This window comes from Pseudozobellia sp. WGM2 (genome assembly GCF_017810075.1).
In the GTDB taxonomy this organism is placed as follows: Bacteria; Bacteroidota; Bacteroidia; order Flavobacteriales; family Flavobacteriaceae; genus JADNYK01.
Genome location: NZ_JADNYK010000003.1, coordinates 267,332 through 284,285, shown reverse-complemented (window position 1 = coordinate 284,285; position 16,954 = coordinate 267,332). Strand labels below are relative to the sequence as shown.

Below are 16,954 nucleotides of genomic sequence, written 5' to 3'. Positions count from 1 at the left end.
GATTAAGGTTACCTTTGCACAAATTTTAGATATGAGCAGATCGGGATCAAATGACGGAAAGAGAGCATCGGGAAGACAAGGCGGAAATTTTCGTAAAAAAAGTTACGCAAGAGGAAACGCTCCTGTAAAAAAACAGCACAATACTGAAAAACAGGGAGACCCTAACCTGATCAGGTTAAATAAATATGTGGCAAATTCAGGAGTTTGTTCTAGAAGAGAGGCCGATATTTTCATTTCTGCCGGAAATGTAACGGTAAACGGAAAGCCCATAACAGAGATGGGCTATAAAGTGAAACTAGCAGATGAGGTCAAGTTTGATGGTCGTCTCTTAAATCCGGCAAAACGGGAGTACGTGCTGCTGAACAAACCAAAAGATTTTACGACATCTACGAGAAACGAGCACGGAAGACGCACAGCTGTGGGCTTAATTTCAAAAGCTACTAAAACCGAATTGAAACCAATTGGTAAAATGGGTAAAGACAATACGGGCTTACTCTTGTTTACCAATGACGGGGAAATGAGCAAACGTCTGAACAGCCCTAAGAACGGACTTCGAAAAATTTTTCATATCGAGTTGAGCAAACCGCTTAGAAGTGCCGATCTTAAGAAAATAAAAGATGGTTTATTGGTTGATGAAAAGGTTGTTAAGGTGCAAGACGTAAGTTTTATTGAAAACTCACCGAAGACCCAAGTGGGTATGGAAATCTTTAGTAGTAGAAGCAACATCGTACAACGAATTTTTGAAACCTTGGGTTACGAGATAATTAAATTGGATAGGGCCGTTTACGCTGGCCTCACCAAAAAAGATTTGCCTCGTGGTCACTGGCGTTATCTTACAGAACAAGAGGTTGCTAATCTTAAAATGATCAATTAAGACTGTGGGCTCTTAATTTTAGGCCTTTATTTAATCAATTTTATAGCCATCGCCAAATCTATAGTTAAGAATGAGCCCATGGGTATTGCCAAGGGGAGAATCATTTGTAGCTAGGTTATAGTTATAGATAAAGCGTAAGTTTTTCAGAAAATAGATGCCAGCGAGTAAGTTGATTGACGAATTGGTGCGGTACCCGGTACCAAGCTCGAAGTTACTAAAGCTAACAGCAAGGTTAATATCTGCTTGAAAAGGGGCTCCATTTTCATATTTCAAAAGTATATTGGGCTTTATCATCAGTTCTTCAAACTGGTTTGAAAAAAAGCGATATCCCAGATATCCGTAATACGGTACATTAATATCTACGTTTTCATCTGAAGATAGCATATCGCCAATTACGTTTGGAGTGGAAAGGCCTACATATACATTCGTTAGATTCAAGAGAAAACCAATACCTACAGTTGGTATGGTTGCATTAATGTTCATAGCGAAATTAGGGTCGTTCATGATACCTAGTTCCAATAAATTTTCTTGATATTGCTGCACACCGGGTGATATCGAGAACGATACCGAGTTTGGAGTATATATTTGCCAATATGGTCTATTACTTTTAGTGTCAAAGAATATTTTGTACGAATAGGTCGCAAATGCACTCGTAGAGGTGGTAACTCCAATTTTATCACGTACTATTCCAGCTCCAAGCCCTAACTTTCCTCTGTTTAAGGGAGTGTGAAAACTTAAGGCGAAATTTCTTGGGCTACCTTCGATCTGATTGAAAAAACCTGAATTATTGATACCTATCTCTGCACTAGGCGCTAGGCCGGCAAATGCAGAGTTTATTAAATATGGGTTATAATTATACTCGGAAAAAGTAGGAGTCTGTTGTGCTCTACCATTAATTACAGCCACAAATATGAAAAGTGATGTAAGAGCGATATTGTTAAATAATTTCCGCATGCCGTCTTATCGCTTTAATACAAGGTAACCTTGTGTTTTACTTAATATGGTTGCACCTTCAATTTGAATATTGAAGAAGTACGTGCCGCTCGGTAATTGGTCGGCACCTAATTTAGTTCGCATATTTGCTATGCCCGAAAACACATTGGATACATTGTTATAGTTTTCAACTTGAAAGACCATATCGCCCCATCGGTTATAAATGGTTACTGTATTATTGGGGTAGTATTCTATATTCTCAATATGCCAATAGTCGTTTGTACCATCACCATTGGGTGAGATTCCATACTTGGTTTCGTATTCGGCAACTGGCTCTTCCGGTTCTTCCGTTTCAACCATAGTTGTAAAGGTCTGTTCTTCACAACCGGTAATATTTCCTGATGAATCGTAGGGAGTTATATTTAAATAAATTAAGGTTCCATGAGGTAGTTCTGTAGGTAGATTATAAGAAGTTAACATTCCGACATCTTCATAATCTAGAATTTCATTGCCTCCTGAAGTAGTTCCAACCGTTAGATAATAACCGACCGCCCCATTTACTTCATTCCAATCTATATTGGTGTCTATGGGGATATTAGTGCCTTCATTTATCGGTGATATCAAAGTTGCACAGTTAGGTGAAACTTGAATAGACTGAATAGTAAAACTTTCAGGAGCACAAGGCCCTGTAGCATCGCCAGCACCGTTGTATGGTATTAGAGTTACCGTGACTACATCATCATTTTGAAAAGGTGTAGCAAAGCTATGCGATAGTTTATTACCGATATCGGTTAGTGCCATATCGTTATTTCCACTCGTGGTAGAAATAGCCAATTTGTAACCTGTCGCATTTGCAGCGCTGTTCCAAGTAATACTTGAAATGTCCGTAGCTATAATGGTATCGTTGTTTGCCGGACTAGCTAAACTTGTACACAATGGCGGTTGAGGTACAGCACTTTCGATAGTAAAACTCTCCGAAGAACAAGGTCCGGTTGCGTCACCAGCTCCGTTATACGGAATTAGGGTAACGGTAACTACATCATCATTTTGAAAAGGCGCAGCAAAGGTATGTGTGAGCATATTACCGATATCTGTAAGTGCCATATCGTTGTTACCACTGGTGGATGAAATAGCCAATTTGTATCCTGTTGCATTTGCAGCGCTGTTCCAAGTGATGTTTGAAATGTCTGTTGGGACATTGGCGTCGTTATTAGCCGGACTAGCCAGACTTGTACAGAGTGGTGGTTGAGGTGCAGCACTTGCGATGGTAAAACTTTGGGTCGTGCAACCAGCTGCATTACCTTGGTCATTAAAAGGTATAATTGTTACGGAAACAGTTTCTTCATTTGCGAAATCACCGGCAAGAGTAACCATTGTCGTGGCAACATCTTGATCGGTGATATTGTTTACGGTACTTATACTACCATTTATGGAAACTTTATACCCAGTTGCCGCATAAACTGAATTCCAAGAAATACTACCTTTATCAACGGCAACATTTGTTGCACCGGCTAACGGACTTACCAAATCGGTGCAACTGTTCGGAACTGACGGCTCGGCAGAACCTACCGTGAAACTTTCCGAAGTACAAGGACCTATTGCATCTCCAACGCTGTTTTTCGGAACAATTGTTACGGTCACTACATCATCTTCAACAAAATCGGATGAAAATGAATAAGTGAGTATATTGCCTACATCGGTTAGCGCCATATCATTGTTTCCGCTAGTACTTGAAATACTGACTTGGTAGGTGTCGGCACCATTGGCCGGATTCCATGATATACTCGGAATATCTGTCGGAATACCGGTGGCACCATCACTAGGTGTGTTTAGCAAGGTGCAATCGGGCGCTACAGAAGATGCATTTGTATTAAAAGATTCTTCGGTACATCCGGCAAAATCACCATCATCAAAATACGGTGTAATGGTGACAAAAATCTCTTGATTAGGGGGTAGGTCAGTTGCAAAATTATATACCGTTACCTCTCCTACATCTTCGTTATTGACTATATCTGTAGCTCCACTTGATGTGCCCACGCTAATTTTATACCCGCAGGCTCCCAGATTTTCGTTCCATTCAATTCCAGTGCTAATAGGTACGTTAGATGCACCGTTTACAGGGTTGGCAAGAGTAACACATGCTTTTGTAGCGTTTACAGCTAAAGTAATATCGTTTCTGACCAAAAGTAGGTTTTTGCCATTTGTTCCGGGAGGACTGCTGTTTTCAAAAGGCACTAAATCACTTGTAATTTCTGAATGATAAACGCCGTCGTCACAAGTGTTTAAATCGGTAATCGTGTATTCTGGTGAATCGGTTGCATCTGGAATCGGAACACCATCTTTAAACCATTGATAATGATTTTCTGCGCCTCGTACATTCGTAGTCAATGTAATACTCTCTCCGGCATTAGGCGTCGGGTTTTCGACTGCATTGACCTTGGCTTGAGGGGCATATTCATATTGTCTCATAACTGGAATATTGAAGCTACCCAGTGTGGTCAACATTTCAACTAAATTTTGATGTTCACCTTCTATATCACCAAACTCAAAATAATTATTGTCAATGGTAAGTTCAAAATATCTTGTCCAAACGTTATTGTCAGATCCGAGATGCATAAGTTCAGTAAAGTCAGGAATGTTGCCCGTTAAAAGGTTATGGCTTACTTCTAGTTTGCCAGAACGAATTCCGTCATCACCAGCACGGATTGTATAAAATTGATCTAAAATAGCTGTACCAGGAAAAAGATTATAATTCAAAATAATTGTACTGAGGTCAAGGTTTTGGGTAAGGTCTAAAGACTCTATTTGATTTCTTTCAGCATTCAAACTTCTCAAATCTACGTTTTGAGTTAAATCTAGGCCAGTTGTAGTGAAAAGGTTATTGTCTATACTAAGGTTGTTAATTTTAATATTTGGGGTAATATCAAGCGTAGGAATTTGGTTTGTTCCCAAATTCAGGTTCTTGAGTTCTATATTCGCGGCTAGATCTATTGTCGGAAGTTCGTTTGTGTTCAAATTGAGATTTTCTAGTGCCACATTTTGTGACAAGTCTAAGGTTGTAATTTTGTTTTTAGATGCATTGAGGTCTTCAAGTAGAACATTCTGACTTAAATCGATTGTAGGCAGTTCATTAGTGTTGATATTGACATTTTCTAACAGTGTATTCTGGGTAATATCTAAATTAACCATTTTGTTATTCGATAGATTTAAAGATGTTAAAAGTGGGTTGGAGTTTAAATCTACTTCAAAAGGGGTGTTCAAATAATTCCCAGTTACTTCTAGCATTTCTAAATTACTGGCATTGGCGAATGAAAATACTGCAGGTAATTTATGGTTCAGAATTCTAATATAATTCAGTTTTGGACTGTTCGGTAGCTCAAGAGTCTCAACATAAGAGTTTTGAAGACGAATTGTTTCAAGGTTAATGAAACCATCTAATGGAACGTTTGATAAACTTCTATTTAGAGTGGTTAAACTTTTTAGAACAGTTTTTTCGGTAGGCAAAATTACGGTTGCACCAATATTTGTTTGGCCTAAGGTTAAGTTTTCTAAACCATTTTGGTTTGTAAGATCAATAGGATCTACGTTTCTGGCACTGATGTTTAAATCTCTTAAATTTCCTGATTGGGGCAACCTCAACTCCGTAATATTACCATTGGCATACTCAACAAATTCTTCCAACAGCAGATTGTTCTCTAAATTTATTGAAGTGATAGGACCGAAGGTGCCACTACCCGTAGATCGCATATGTAATATTCTTAGATTAAGATTGTTTGAAAAATCAAGTGATGCTAAGACATCGTTATCGTCAAAAACTAATTCTTCTAGGTCGGTCAGGGTAGATAATGGTAGAGTTGCGAATTTGTTAGTGCCTAAATTCAAAGAGACAATATTCACAAAGGCTTGTAACCCCGTAAAATCGGTAATATCGTTTCTGGTTACATTTAAAACCGTTACCGCCTGTGCATCTGCATTTAGAATATTTCCATTGACCCCGTTAGTGTCGATACCTTGATCAACAAGAAATTGCTCAAAATTCGCATCAGGTATTGGTGTCGTTTGGGCTACTAAAGAAATTCCGAAAAGGAAAAAGACAAGATAAATCAGGCTCTTGATCATGATTGTATGTTTAAAGGGAAATACGAAATAAGACAACATTCTTAAAAAGATTATATCAGAAGAATACTATCTTTCATTCACTATTAAGTCGGCCAAAACTTTTTCAATTTCGGTTTCGCTTTGACCCTCATCTACACCTAAGTGGTAAGCATAGCGGATAATATCTTTTTCAATGGGTAGAAAATCATTGTCAGTACTAATTTGTGAGCACAAAAAACTGTTTTCTTCTTCACATTTATTAGAGTGGCCAAAGCCCAAGGCATGACCTAGTTCGTGCTTTAAAAGAACAGCTGCTGGGTTAGATATCCAGATTCTAGAATTGTTAAGCTCACTTGATAACGAAGGTGTTATGGCATAGCCACTATACCCGCCACCCTCAACAATATCGTACATGTCTGGCCAAACACCTTCCAATTCGGCTTCGGTACCGTAAAAGAGCGAGGTATTGGCTTGACCTTCGTTTTCTACTGTAACAATATTGAAACTATCGTTGAAAATAGTATTGTACTCTTGTAGTACTTCGTCTACGGTTGTAGAAAACTCATTAGAAATAGTGCCGTCTAAGTGAATCTTCATAGAAGATTTCCATTTTTGATTATGCTCAACTTGGGTGTTGGCATCTCCCTTCCAATACACTAAATGTTGAAAATAGGTAATAAGCTTTTCTTCATCATCAGTTAATAGCGTAGTTTCGTCAATGTCTTCTATAATTAGATTGTAGTCTTCCTCAGTTATCGTTTCCCCATCAAAAGCAGCAATGGTAAACTCTAAATTATTAATGGTTTCATAATCTAAATGAAGGTTCGGCCCAACTTGAAGTTCGCCGGTCGTTTCATCGATTATAATATCAGTATCAGATACTATGGAATAGGTGATTTCGTCACCATCTTCATCATTGGCCTCTATAAAACCAATAAAGGTCTGTGGAGCTGAATGCTCGTTTATCAAATAAGTTTTTAGAGTTAATACCGGGGCTTTGTTCGATGAGTTTTCTGTTGACTGTTCTTCTTGCCCATCTTCATCCTGCATCTCCTCTTCTTCATTTTCGTCGTTCGTGGGTTCAGAAGGAGTTTCGGTAAACGTATCCTTTTTTAGAATTTCTTCGGCGTCTTTACTACAGCTTGCAATTAGTAAAATTAGGGCGGGAACAATAAGTTTTTTCATGCGTAAGAAAGATTGGGATGCTAATATTTAGGTTGAAAATACTATAGTACCAAATGTAAGCGAGTACCCTTCTTTCTTGAAATTTATGTTGTAAAGTGATTGATAATCATGGTGTGACCAATAAAAAATGAAGACAAATGTTAAAAAAAAAGAAACGTTTGTCTTAAATATGTATCCTCTTGACGAAAATTTTAAACATCAATTTCTACGCACACCGGAAAATGGTCAGAAGCCTTTTTAAGGGCATCTTTGAGGTCTTGGCCTAAATCGGATTTGTGAGGCTCTGAATAGGGGTTCAGTACCGCACTTTTTTCTATTTTAATATCTTGACTGACCAAAATATGATCGATTAGTACAGTGAACCAGTTGTTGGTAATAGTGTCGGTAAATGAACTGGAACTCGGTGACCAACCAAACTTGCCCAACTTGGGCCTTCCCAAGGCGCTTTTAAGTACTAAATCAGGTTCATAAACACTGCCCAATAATATTTCGATTGCACTTTTGCCAAAACGATTCTCATAAAAATCGCTACCCATACCATCATTGATGTCTCCGGTAACAATTACTTTATCGCCCTCACTGATCCATTTATCGACCCGTTCTCGCATATGTATGCACTCGGCATATAGTTTTCGACGGTTTAGGTTCGAAAGATGCTCGTAACGAGCATAATCTACATGGTCAAAAATACCTTTAGATTTGGCATGGGCGATAATCATTTTAAAAAGCTTCTTTTGATTCGCCTTACTTTTGATCGTAAGTTCTACGGGAGGTCTAAAGTGTTTATATTGCTCTTTTATACTTTGTTCGAGCGTATCGGCCAAAAAGGGCTCGTTAAAACTGTTTTTGCCTTCAGGGGTGTGTTCTACGATCAGCTTATCAGCATCATAAATAGCGCAAAGTTCTTGTTGTCCGCTAGAGGTAAAGCCCTGAATCACCTTATAATTTCGAGAAGTTAGGCCAAAGACGGTCATCCAGGCTTCTAATTGGGCCTTGGCGGTTTTAGTGCCATTGGCCAAAGTATCGGGGCCTTCGACCACAGCGATAATATCGGCATCTAAATGTGCCAGAATAGATATCAATCGTTGACTTTTAACGGTAATGCGCTCTTGTTCGTTCCAATCTGATTCCGGTTTATCCAATGGAGGTGGAACGTTTATAGGAAGACCGTTCACGAATAGATATTTCATCCATTGCATGTTGTACTCGGCGACTTTCAGTTTCATAACAAGTAGATTTAATGGAGTCTGTTAATCTCTAAATTTTATTTTCTGGGGAGGAAAAGAATAGTGAACTATTGTTGTGAAAAACTAAATGTAGGAAATATTTTGAAGAGCCAGTTTAAAGCATTGTAAAATCTGAGTTTATAAATACATGAAAATAACTGCGATTGAGTTTAGTGCACTTCTTCGAACAATAGCCAAGATTCCGGATCAAGAATAATATCGTCCGGTTCATAATCAAGTTGTATAGTGTGGATTTTTTGGGCGGAAGTAATTTCTGTTTTATAGATAGTTGTCTTACCATCCTTTATCACTCCAATTTCTATCGGAAATTGAAATACATGGTGTTCTTGAAGTTGCTTGAGGTTGATTTGTAATTTACCCCCTTTGTAATTCGAGTCCCACTTAATTTCAGGGTGCCCTTTTACAAATAGCCATTGCTGAAAGAATGTTGTTAAGTCCTCACCGGATGTCTCTTCCATTATGTTTTGAATATCGGCTGACATTGCATTCGAGTTTCGAAAAGCCTTGTAATAGGCCTTAATACCTTTCCTAAAAATCTCATCACCCAACTTATGGCGCAGCATATTCAATACCCAACCTCCTTTTTGGTAGGTGTTTATACTTAAAACCTTCATTGGGTCAGTAATGGAAGGGTCTACAATGGGTGATGGGTTCTTTTGATAATAGTCGATAATCTGCTTGCGGTCCAATTCTAACTCTTCCTTTCTTTTTTCATTGCCGTAAACACTTTCTTGATATAAAATAGCGAAGTAGGTGGCGAAACCTTCACTGAGCCAAACATGGTTCCAGTCGTTTTCACTGGCAGAATTACCAAACCATTGGTGGGCTATTTCGTGGGCAATGAGTCCTTCCACTTCGTTTTTTCCGGTAACGGAATTTTCAAAATAGGCAATGGTACCCGCATTTTCCAGACCACCCCATTGGGTCTTGGCCTGCATGTTGGCCAGCTTTGCATACGAATACGGACCAATGTTATCAATGAAATATTTCAATACTTTGGTAGCTACACCATAATCGGAAAAACCATCAAGTCTATTTTCAGGGTAGACCCAGGCCGAAACGGGAATGTCATAAACCTCGTCCAGAAGGGTACTGGCAAATTTTGTAACGCCAATGGTTACGACCTTCATGGCAACAGGGGCTGGTTCTTTGTAGGTAGTCAATTTTAATCCGTTACCCAGATTGCTTTCCTCGATTTTTTCTCCGGTAGCTACAACATCGTAATGGTCGGGAGCAGTAATCCTAAACTCAATAGTAGCTTTGTCCGATGGATGGTCAACTGACGGAAGCCAGTGTCGTGCCAAATTGGGCCAGTTGTCACCAAAGAAAGAACGTTGCCCAAATTTAGTGGTATCAATGACAAGTCCCCTTTTTGGAATACCTTCGTAAATTACTTTATACGTTCTTGTTTTTTCTTCGGAGGAAGTAGGAACGATGTTGATCTTGTTCTGCTCAAAAGAATAATTCGCAATCTTATCGCCTTCAAAAATTTGGGTTACCTGCATACCGTATGTATCCGATTTCGCCACCAAATCCAACGCAAAAGGATTCACTTCATTTTTGAAATCAACAGTAATTTCAGCCTCACCTTTAATTTGGTTCGATTCGTCATTTAGAGTGAGCCCGAATATATAGCCCTGAACATCGGCAGAAGTGTTTCTTTGATAGGTGTCTTGTGCCTGTAGATTAAGCGTAGACCAAAATAGTAATACAAATAAGGAAGGGGCGGGAAACTGTTTTGGTCTACTCATAAATGCTATTCGATTGTTGCTAAAATATTAAATCTTGTCCATCTTCCCTTTAATCTCCTTCAAACATAAATTACCTAAACTACCTTCGTGCGTGTGGTGAATATCTCGCTTTGGTGTAAAGGTGCCTTCTTGAATTTCTTGCCCCATTTTTTTATAGGCATCTCTAAAAGGCAGTCCACTCTGTACCAATTCGTTTAACGTATCGACGCTAAAGAGATAGTCGTATTTTGGGTCTTCCAGAATGCCTTTGTTTACTTGCATTTCCTTAAGACTAAAGGTTAGAATTTCAATACACGCCTTCATATCCTGAATGGCGGGAACAATGATTTCTTTCGCCAATTGCAAATCACGGTGGTAACCACTTGGTAAGTTATTGATAACCAAAGTCAACTGATTGGGAATACTCTGAAGCTTGTTGCATTTACCACGTACCAATTCAAAAACATCAGGGTTTTTCTTGTGCGGCATAATACTACTACCGGTTGTCAACTCATCTGGAAAAGACAAGAAGTTGAAATTTTGACTCATGTACAAACAGATGTCCATAGCCAGTTTTGATAGGGTAGCGGCAATGTTCGCCATACCAAAAGCAGTTGCTTTTTCCACTTTTCCACGGCCCATTTGAGCGGCAACAACGTTATATTTTAAAGTCTCAAAACCCATTTCTTTAGTCGTAAAACTACGGTCTATAGGAAAGGAGCTTCCGTACCCTGCAGCACTTCCCAACGGATTTTGGTCTGCTACCTTATAAGCGGCATCAACAAAATACAAATCATCAATAAGACTTTCTGCATAAGCAGACAGCCACAAGCCGAAAGAAGATGGCATTGCAATTTGCAAGTGCGTATACCCAGGAAGCAAAACGTCTTTGTGCTTTTCAGCAAGTTCCAAAAGCAAATCAAACAGTTCCTTGGTGCCTGATTTTATTTCTGAGAGTTCGTTTTTCAAATATAGGTGCATGGCCACCAAAACTTGATCGTTTCTAGACCGTGCAGTGTGTATTTTTTTTCCGGTGTCGCCAAGTTTTTCAGTGAGTACATACTCGATTTTCGAATGCATGTCCTCAAAAGAATCCTCAATTACGAACTCGCCGTTTTCAATGGTTTCGGCAATGGCATCCAATTCTTTTACCAGAGCTAAGGTTTCTTCCTCGGTCAACAGACCTATTTTACCCAGCATTTTGGCATGTGCTTGCGAAGCGATGACGTCGTATTTTGCCAATTGTAAATCAAGTTCACGGTCGTTTCCAACAGTGAAATGGTCTATTTTTTTATCGGTGCTAAAGCCTTTGTCCCAGAGTTTCATATGTAATCAGTTATCAATTATCAATAAGCAGTGAACAGTGCCTATTGCTAATTGGTTATTGTTAATTGTTGTTTGAAAGAAATCCTTTCAATAATTTAATGTACAAATCGATTCCTTCTTCTATTTCTTTGACGTAGATGTATTCATCAGCGGAGTGTGATCGTGTGCTGTCGCCAGGTCCTAATTTGAGCGATTGGCAAGTTAAGGCAGCTTGGTCGGAAAGAGTAGGGGAACCATAGGTTTTTCGTCCCAAAGCAATTCCTGATTGTATCAATGGATGGTTTTTATCAATGGCCGAAGAGTTGAGCCTCAATGAGCGTTCTTTTACCTCACAAGGTGCATCTTTCTTTAAAATTTCCGCTATTTCGGCATTAGTATATTTATCGTTTACCCGAACATCAATGACCAAATCAACCTGTGCGGGCACTACGTTGTGCTGAGAACCCCCGCTTATCTGGGTGACGGTCAATTTTACTGGACCTAATGCCTCGGAAACCCTATCGAATTTATAGTTCTTGAACCATTGTAAAACATCAATGGTATTGTAAATGGAGTTGTTATCGTTAGGATGTGCGGCATGTGAAGGTGTTCCTTTTATAATTGCATCAAAAACAACCAATCCTTTTTCGGCTATGGCCAAATCCAAAAGCGTAGGTTCACCGACAATCGCCACGTCTATTTTTGAGAGTTTCGGTAGAAGCCCACGTAAACTGTTCGGGCCTGAACTTTCTTCTTCCATAGAAGCTACCATCAAAATATTATGGTTGAGGTCTTCTTCTGCAAAATAGTGTGTGAAGGTCGCGATAAGCGAAACCAATGCACCTCCGGCATCATTGCTGCCTAGACCGTATAATTTTCCGTCTTCAATATGTGGGTTAAAAGGGTCTCTCGTATAGGCCGAATTTGGTTTAACCGTATCGTGATGGGAGTTTAAAAGCAGTGTAGGTTTGCTTTCATCAAAATGCTTGTTTACCGCCCAAACATTGTTCAAATGCCTTTCAAAAGGAATGTCAAAAGACTTGAACCAATTTTCAATGGCATCGGCAGTTTTATCTTCTTCAGATGAAAACGATTGAATCGAAATCAGTTCTTTTAATAAATCTATCGCTTTTTGCGTTAATGCTGCTTGTTCCATTTTTTATAGCGTAAGTGTCGTGAATAATGTCGATTTAGGGTCTAACATGCTAGTGTCGCCAATACGCACTTGATGTACATCTTGTCTTAAGGCATGAAAGCAATTTTCCATTTTTGGGAGCATACCATCGGCAATTACTTTCTGTGCCAATAATTCTTGATATGATGCGCTGTCAATTTGTTTTACTACGGATTCATTATCGTTTACATCCCTCAAAACACCCTTCTTTTCAAAACAATAGTAAAGTGTCGTTTCGTAGTTCTGGCTCATGCCAATAGCCAATTCGGAAGCTATGGTATCTGCATTGGTATTCAATAATTGTCCGTTTCCATCATGTGTCATCGCACAAAAAACAGGGGTTAGCCCTGCTTCTAAAAGTTTTGTAATCATGTCGGCGCTCACGCCATCAACATCTCCGGCAAAGCCATAATCAATTTCTTTTACAGGGCGTTTGTGTGCCTGAATGGTGTCGCCATCTGCACCGCTGAGCCCAATAGAATTACAGTCTAGCGATTGTAGCTCCGCTACTATGTTTTTATTTACGAGCCCGCCATAAACCATGGTGATCAGTTCAAGGCTTTTTTCATCGGTGATACGACGTCCGCCGATAAGTTTGGATTCGATTCCCAATTTTTTTCCGAGCTGTGTGGCGAGCTTACCGCCACCGTGAACCAATATTTTTGGTCCCTCCAATTCGGAAAAAGACTGCAAGAACTTCGAAAGGTCTACTTTATTTTCGATGACGTTTCCGCCTATTTTAATTATAGATAGATGTCGTTTCATGTTATGCATTTAAAATTCCTCCATCAATGGTCATTGCTGTTCCCGTAATCCATGATGCTTCTTCAGAAACAAGAAACAGTGCCAGGTTTGCAATATCTTTAGGTTGTCCCAGCCTCTTTAACAAAGTTGATTTTTCAGCATCGGCCACGGCTTCCTCAGGATTATCAAAGGCTTTGGCCGATTTCCATAGAAGAGGAGTATCAACCGGTCCAGGGCAAATGGCATTCACCCGAATTTCAGGGGCATATTCTACGGCCATCTGTTTCATCAATGCTACCGCCCCTGCTTTTGAGGCGCAATAGGCCGGGTGATTCGGAAAACTTTTGAAAGCTGCAATCGAAGAATTGATTAAAATAGTACCACTCTGTTTTTTCAGGTGTGGAATGGCAAATTTAGCGAGTAAGTAGATGCTGCTTAAATTGGTTGAAATAGTTTGGTTCCATAAAGATTCTGAAAGGTCGACCACGTTCCCCAATCCTAGAATTCCCGCATTTAATGATAAAATATCAACAGCTCCGAAATTTTCTAACGCGGCATCGACCAAAGACTCGTTATATGAAGCTTCACCTACATCGCCAACAATAAAAATCGATCCTGAAAGCTGGTCTGATAATTTTTCGCCCCTTTCTTGGTCTCTCCCCGATAATATCAATTTTGCACCTTCGGCGGCGAACGACTGAGCAATGGCCTTGCCCATGCCGCTGGTCGCACCGGTAACGATACATACTTTGTTCTCTAGTTTTTTGATATTCAGGTAGATTTAATTGTTCTCCAAGATTTTCTTTAATACAATTTGTGCGCTGTAGGTTCTGTTATTGGCCTGTTCTATGACCAAACTCTGATCGCTATCTAGAACCGCATCTTCGACCACCATGTTTCTTCTTACAGGCAGGCAGTGCATAAACTTGGCGTCACCTACTTTTTCTTTGGTCATTGTCCAGTCTGGGTCTTGATTAGATGCCTTTCCATAGTCCTTATAGCTGCTCCAGTTCTTTACATAAATAAAATCAGCATCGGCGCAAGCTTTCTTTTGATCGTATTCGATAGTGGTCTTCTGTGTAATTCTAGGGTCAAGTTCGTAACCTTCGGGGTGGGTAATCACAAATTCGGCATTTTGAAGCTGCATCATTTCAATGAATGAATTGGCAACGGCATGGGGTAATGCTTTTGGGTGCGGTGCCCAAGACAATACCACCTTCGGTCTCTTCTTGATATTTTGTTCGGCTAAAGTAATGGCATCGGCTAGCGCTTGAAGCGGGTGACCCACTGAGCTTTCCATATTTACTATCGGTACGCTGGCGTATTTTTTAAATCCGTTTAGAACTTTTTCAGATTCATCTTCTTCTCTGTCCTGTAATCCGGCAAAGGCGCGAATCGCGATAATATCGCAGTATTGTGAAACTACTTGTGCCGCTTCTTTTATATGTTCAGAAGTGCCTTGATCCATTACGGTTCCATCTGAGTATTCTAAAGCCCACCCTTCGCTACCGAAGTTCATAACAATCACATCTAAACCAAGGTTCATAGCTGCCTTTTGAGTGCTCAATCGAGTTCTTAAACTATTGTTGAAAAACAACAGGCCGATTGTTTTATTTTTGCCCAAGGCTTTAAACTCAGTGGGATTACTTTTAAGGTTTCGAGCCTCAGAGACCCAATCGGTCAATGAATCGATGTCTTTTATAGAGAGGTAATGTTTCATATTTTAATTTTTGTGTAATCGGCACTTCCTTGTAGCGCGCTCGTAATGAAGTTTTCTTTTAAACCGTTAACTATCCAAGTTTCAATACCGGCTTTTTTGGCGATGGTAGCAGCTTCTACTTTTGAGAGCATACCACCCGTTCCGTGAGAAGATTTTGAACCACTGATTTCTTTTTTGATTCCTTCTAAACCGGAAACCTCGGTGATGGTTTCGGGTATGCCATTTTCTAAAGATTGTTTGGTGTAAATGCCGTCTGTATTTGTGGCAATAAGCAAAAGGTCTACCTTTAAAAGCGCAGCCGTAAGCGCTGCAAGTTTGTCGTTGTCGCCGAATTGAATTTCATCGGCAGCCACAGTATCGTTTTCATTGATGATGGGAATAAAGTTATTGGCCACCAAAATATCAATGGTATTCTTTATGTTGGCTTTTGATTTTTTGTTCTCAAAGTCGGAATAGGAGAGTAGGCATTGGGCGGTAAAAAGGCCCAGTTCTCGAAAGCTTTCTTGAAACATTCGCATTAAATGGGGCTGTCCGATAGCAGCTAGGGCCTGCTTTACCACAATTTCTTGCCCGTTGTGCTCTAACTTTACGAACTGCTTTGCTGCGGCAATTGCGCCTGAACTAACCAATATAAACTCATAGTCATCTTTCAAAAGGGAAATTTGCCTTCCGATATCTTCCAATTTACCCCTAGAAATCTGATCGGTTTCTTTTGTTAGGGTGTTCGACCCTATTTTTAAAAGGATTCTCTTTCTACTCATTCCTATTTAATTTTACTCCTTTCGTTTGGCATAAAACAGGTTTATGACAACTCTCTTTTAATCGCATCGAAGAGTTGGTCGAAATGACCTTTCATGATATTCAGCGCAGGCAATATTCTGAGTACATGTTTATCTTTGGCACCCCCTGTGAAAATATGTTGATTGTGGATGAGCCTTTTGCGCAAATCGGCAACTTCGAAATCGAACTCGAGGCCGAGCATCAACCCTCTTCCTTTTACTCTTTTAACTTGTGGAATTTCAGCTGCTTTCTCCCGAAAGTACTTCTCCAATTGAGAAGTGTTGGTGATGAGATTATCCTTTTCTATGACTTCTAAAACAGCCAATGTCGCTGCACAGGCCAAATGATTGCCGCCAAATGTAGTGCCCAAAAGACCGTAAGATGCCTTAAGGCTTTCATGGATCAATACTCCCCCAACAGGAAAACCATTGCCCATACCCTTGGCGACCGAAATAATATCCGGTTGTATGTCATGATGTTGAAATGCGAAAAATTTACCGCTTCTACCAAAACCGCATTGTACCTCGTCAGCAATAATGAGAACATCGTTTACTTTGCATAAAGAAGCCATGGCCTTATAAAATTCGGTAGTAGGTTCATCGAGTCCGCCAACACCCTGAATAGCTTCAAGAATTACCGCACAGACGTCTCCTTTTTCAAGTTCGTTTTGTAAAGCCCCCAAATCGTTAAAAGGCAAAAAAGTTACCTTCTGCTGCTGGTTGATGGGCGCATTTATTTTTGGATTATCGGTGGCGGCAACTGCAGCCGAAGTTCGACCATGAAAACTATTGGTGAAGGCGATTACCTTAGATTTTCCAGTGTGAAAGGAAGCAAGTTTTAATGCATTTTCATTGGCTTCGGCACCTGAATTACATAAAAATAGATTGTAATCTTCACAGCCTGAAAGCTGCCCGAGTTTGCTGGCCAGCTCTACTTGTAGCGGATTCTTGACCGAATTACTATAAAAACCAATTTTATCTAGTTGGTTTTTCAGACGCTGCACATAATGTGGATGCGAGTGGCCGATAGAAATAACGGCGTGCCCCCCATAAAAGTCAAGGTAGGTTTCTCCATTTTCATCGGTCACTACGATACCTTCGGCCGATACGGGAGTTACATCATAAAGTGGGTATACATCAAATAATTCCATAATATGCGTTGCTG

Annotated in this window: 13 protein-coding genes; 1 reads left to right on the top strand and 12 read right to left on the bottom strand. The window is 39.8% G+C overall.

What is annotated here, in order from left to right; all coding sequences use genetic code 11:
- Positions 1-31 precede the first annotated feature (31 nt).
- The gene (locus IV512_RS08245; protein ID WP_209402301.1) at positions 32-874 is read left to right on the top strand and encodes a pseudouridine synthase; all 843 of its coding nucleotides are present in this window, start codon (positions 32-34) and stop codon (positions 872-874) included.
- A 30-nt stretch (positions 875-904) separates the two neighbouring features.
- Here the strand turns inward: IV512_RS08245 and IV512_RS08240 are convergent, their stop codons facing one another.
- From IV512_RS08240 to IV512_RS08185, 12 genes are all read right to left on the bottom strand, one after another.
- Complete coding sequence (locus IV512_RS08240) at positions 905-1,828, bottom strand: PorP/SprF family type IX secretion system membrane protein (RefSeq protein WP_209402299.1); 924 nt, start codon at positions 1,826-1,828, stop codon at positions 905-907.
- Positions 1,829-1,834: 6 nt separating this feature from the next.
- On the bottom strand, positions 1,835-5,926 hold the full coding sequence (locus tag IV512_RS08235) for a gliding motility-associated C-terminal domain-containing protein (RefSeq protein WP_209402297.1): 4,092 nt from the start codon (positions 5,924-5,926) through the stop codon (positions 1,835-1,837).
- A 66-nt stretch (positions 5,927-5,992) separates the two neighbouring features.
- Positions 5,993-7,090: a hypothetical protein gene (locus IV512_RS08230; RefSeq protein WP_209402295.1), complete on the bottom strand. Its 1,098-nt coding sequence runs from the start codon at positions 7,088-7,090 to the stop codon at positions 5,993-5,995.
- 191 nt (positions 7,091-7,281) lie between these two features.
- On the bottom strand, positions 7,282-8,316 hold the full coding sequence (locus IV512_RS08225; protein ID WP_209402293.1) for an endonuclease/exonuclease/phosphatase family protein: 1,035 nt from the start codon (positions 8,314-8,316) through the stop codon (positions 7,282-7,284).
- A gap of 170 nt (positions 8,317-8,486) precedes the next feature.
- Positions 8,487-10,088: a M1 family metallopeptidase gene (locus tag IV512_RS08220; RefSeq protein ID WP_209402291.1), complete on the bottom strand. Its 1,602-nt coding sequence runs from the start codon at positions 10,086-10,088 to the stop codon at positions 8,487-8,489.
- 27 nt (positions 10,089-10,115) lie between these two features.
- A complete protein-coding gene (gene argH / locus IV512_RS08215) occupies positions 10,116-11,393 on the bottom strand; it encodes an argininosuccinate lyase (protein ID WP_209402289.1) in 1,278 nt (425 codons plus the stop codon).
- A gap of 61 nt (positions 11,394-11,454) precedes the next feature.
- On the bottom strand, positions 11,455-12,528 hold the full coding sequence (locus IV512_RS08210; RefSeq protein WP_209402287.1) for a M20 family metallo-hydrolase: 1,074 nt from the start codon (positions 12,526-12,528) through the stop codon (positions 11,455-11,457).
- Positions 12,529-12,531: 3 nt separating this feature from the next.
- Positions 12,532-13,311: an acetylglutamate kinase gene (argB, locus tag IV512_RS08205; RefSeq protein WP_209402285.1), complete on the bottom strand. Its 780-nt coding sequence runs from the start codon at positions 13,309-13,311 to the stop codon at positions 12,532-12,534.
- 1 nt (position 13,312) lies between these two features.
- A complete protein-coding gene (locus IV512_RS08200) occupies positions 13,313-14,059 on the bottom strand; it encodes an SDR family NAD(P)-dependent oxidoreductase (protein ID WP_371743283.1) in 747 nt (248 codons plus the stop codon).
- 12 nt (positions 14,060-14,071) lie between these two features.
- A complete protein-coding gene (locus tag IV512_RS08195) occupies positions 14,072-15,010 on the bottom strand; it encodes an N-acetylornithine carbamoyltransferase (protein ID WP_209402283.1) in 939 nt (312 codons plus the stop codon).
- The gene (gene proB / locus IV512_RS08190; RefSeq protein ID WP_209402282.1) at positions 15,007-15,771 is read right to left on the bottom strand and encodes a glutamate 5-kinase; all 765 of its coding nucleotides are present in this window, start codon (positions 15,769-15,771) and stop codon (positions 15,007-15,009) included. The genes IV512_RS08195 and proB overlap by 4 nt, the downstream gene beginning before the upstream one ends.
- Positions 15,772-15,812: 41 nt before the next feature.
- Positions 15,813-16,940 (bottom strand): aspartate aminotransferase family protein, encoded by a 1,128-nt coding sequence (locus IV512_RS08185; RefSeq protein WP_209402281.1) that lies wholly within the window; start codon positions 16,938-16,940, stop codon positions 15,813-15,815.
- Positions 16,941-16,954: the final 14 nt, after the last annotated feature.

What these genes read in the sequence shown, in the direction of transcription:
- IV512_RS08245 (WP_209402301.1), top strand. Translation starts at nt 32, where the DNA reads ATGAGCAGATCGGGATCAAATGACGGAAAGAGAGCATCGGGAAGACAA.
- IV512_RS08240 (WP_209402299.1), bottom strand. Translation starts at nt 1,828, where the DNA reads ATGCGGAAATTATTTAACAATATCGCTCTTACATCACTTTTCATATTT.
- IV512_RS08235 (WP_209402297.1), bottom strand. Translation starts at nt 5,926, where the DNA reads ATGATCAAGAGCCTGATTTATCTTGTCTTTTTCCTTTTCGGAATTTCT.
- IV512_RS08230 (WP_209402295.1), bottom strand. Translation starts at nt 7,090, where the DNA reads ATGAAAAAACTTATTGTTCCCGCCCTAATTTTACTAATTGCAAGCTGT.
- IV512_RS08225 (WP_209402293.1), bottom strand. Translation starts at nt 8,316, where the DNA reads ATGAAACTGAAAGTCGCCGAGTACAACATGCAATGGATGAAATATCTA.
- IV512_RS08220 (WP_209402291.1), bottom strand. Translation starts at nt 10,088, where the DNA reads ATGAGTAGACCAAAACAGTTTCCCGCCCCTTCCTTATTTGTATTACTA.
- argH (WP_209402289.1), bottom strand. Translation starts at nt 11,393, where the DNA reads ATGAAACTCTGGGACAAAGGCTTTAGCACCGATAAAAAAATAGACCAT.
- IV512_RS08210 (WP_209402287.1), bottom strand. Translation starts at nt 12,528, where the DNA reads ATGGAACAAGCAGCATTAACGCAAAAAGCGATAGATTTATTAAAAGAA.
- argB (WP_209402285.1), bottom strand. Translation starts at nt 13,311, where the DNA reads ATGAAACGACATCTATCTATAATTAAAATAGGCGGAAACGTCATCGAA.
- IV512_RS08195 (WP_209402283.1), bottom strand. Translation starts at nt 15,010, where the DNA reads ATGAAACATTACCTCTCTATAAAAGACATCGATTCATTGACCGATTGG.
- proB (WP_209402282.1), bottom strand. Translation starts at nt 15,771, where the DNA reads ATGAGTAGAAAGAGAATCCTTTTAAAAATAGGGTCGAACACCCTAACA.
- IV512_RS08185 (WP_209402281.1), bottom strand. Translation starts at nt 16,940, where the DNA reads ATGGAATTATTTGATGTATACCCACTTTATGATGTAACTCCCGTATCG.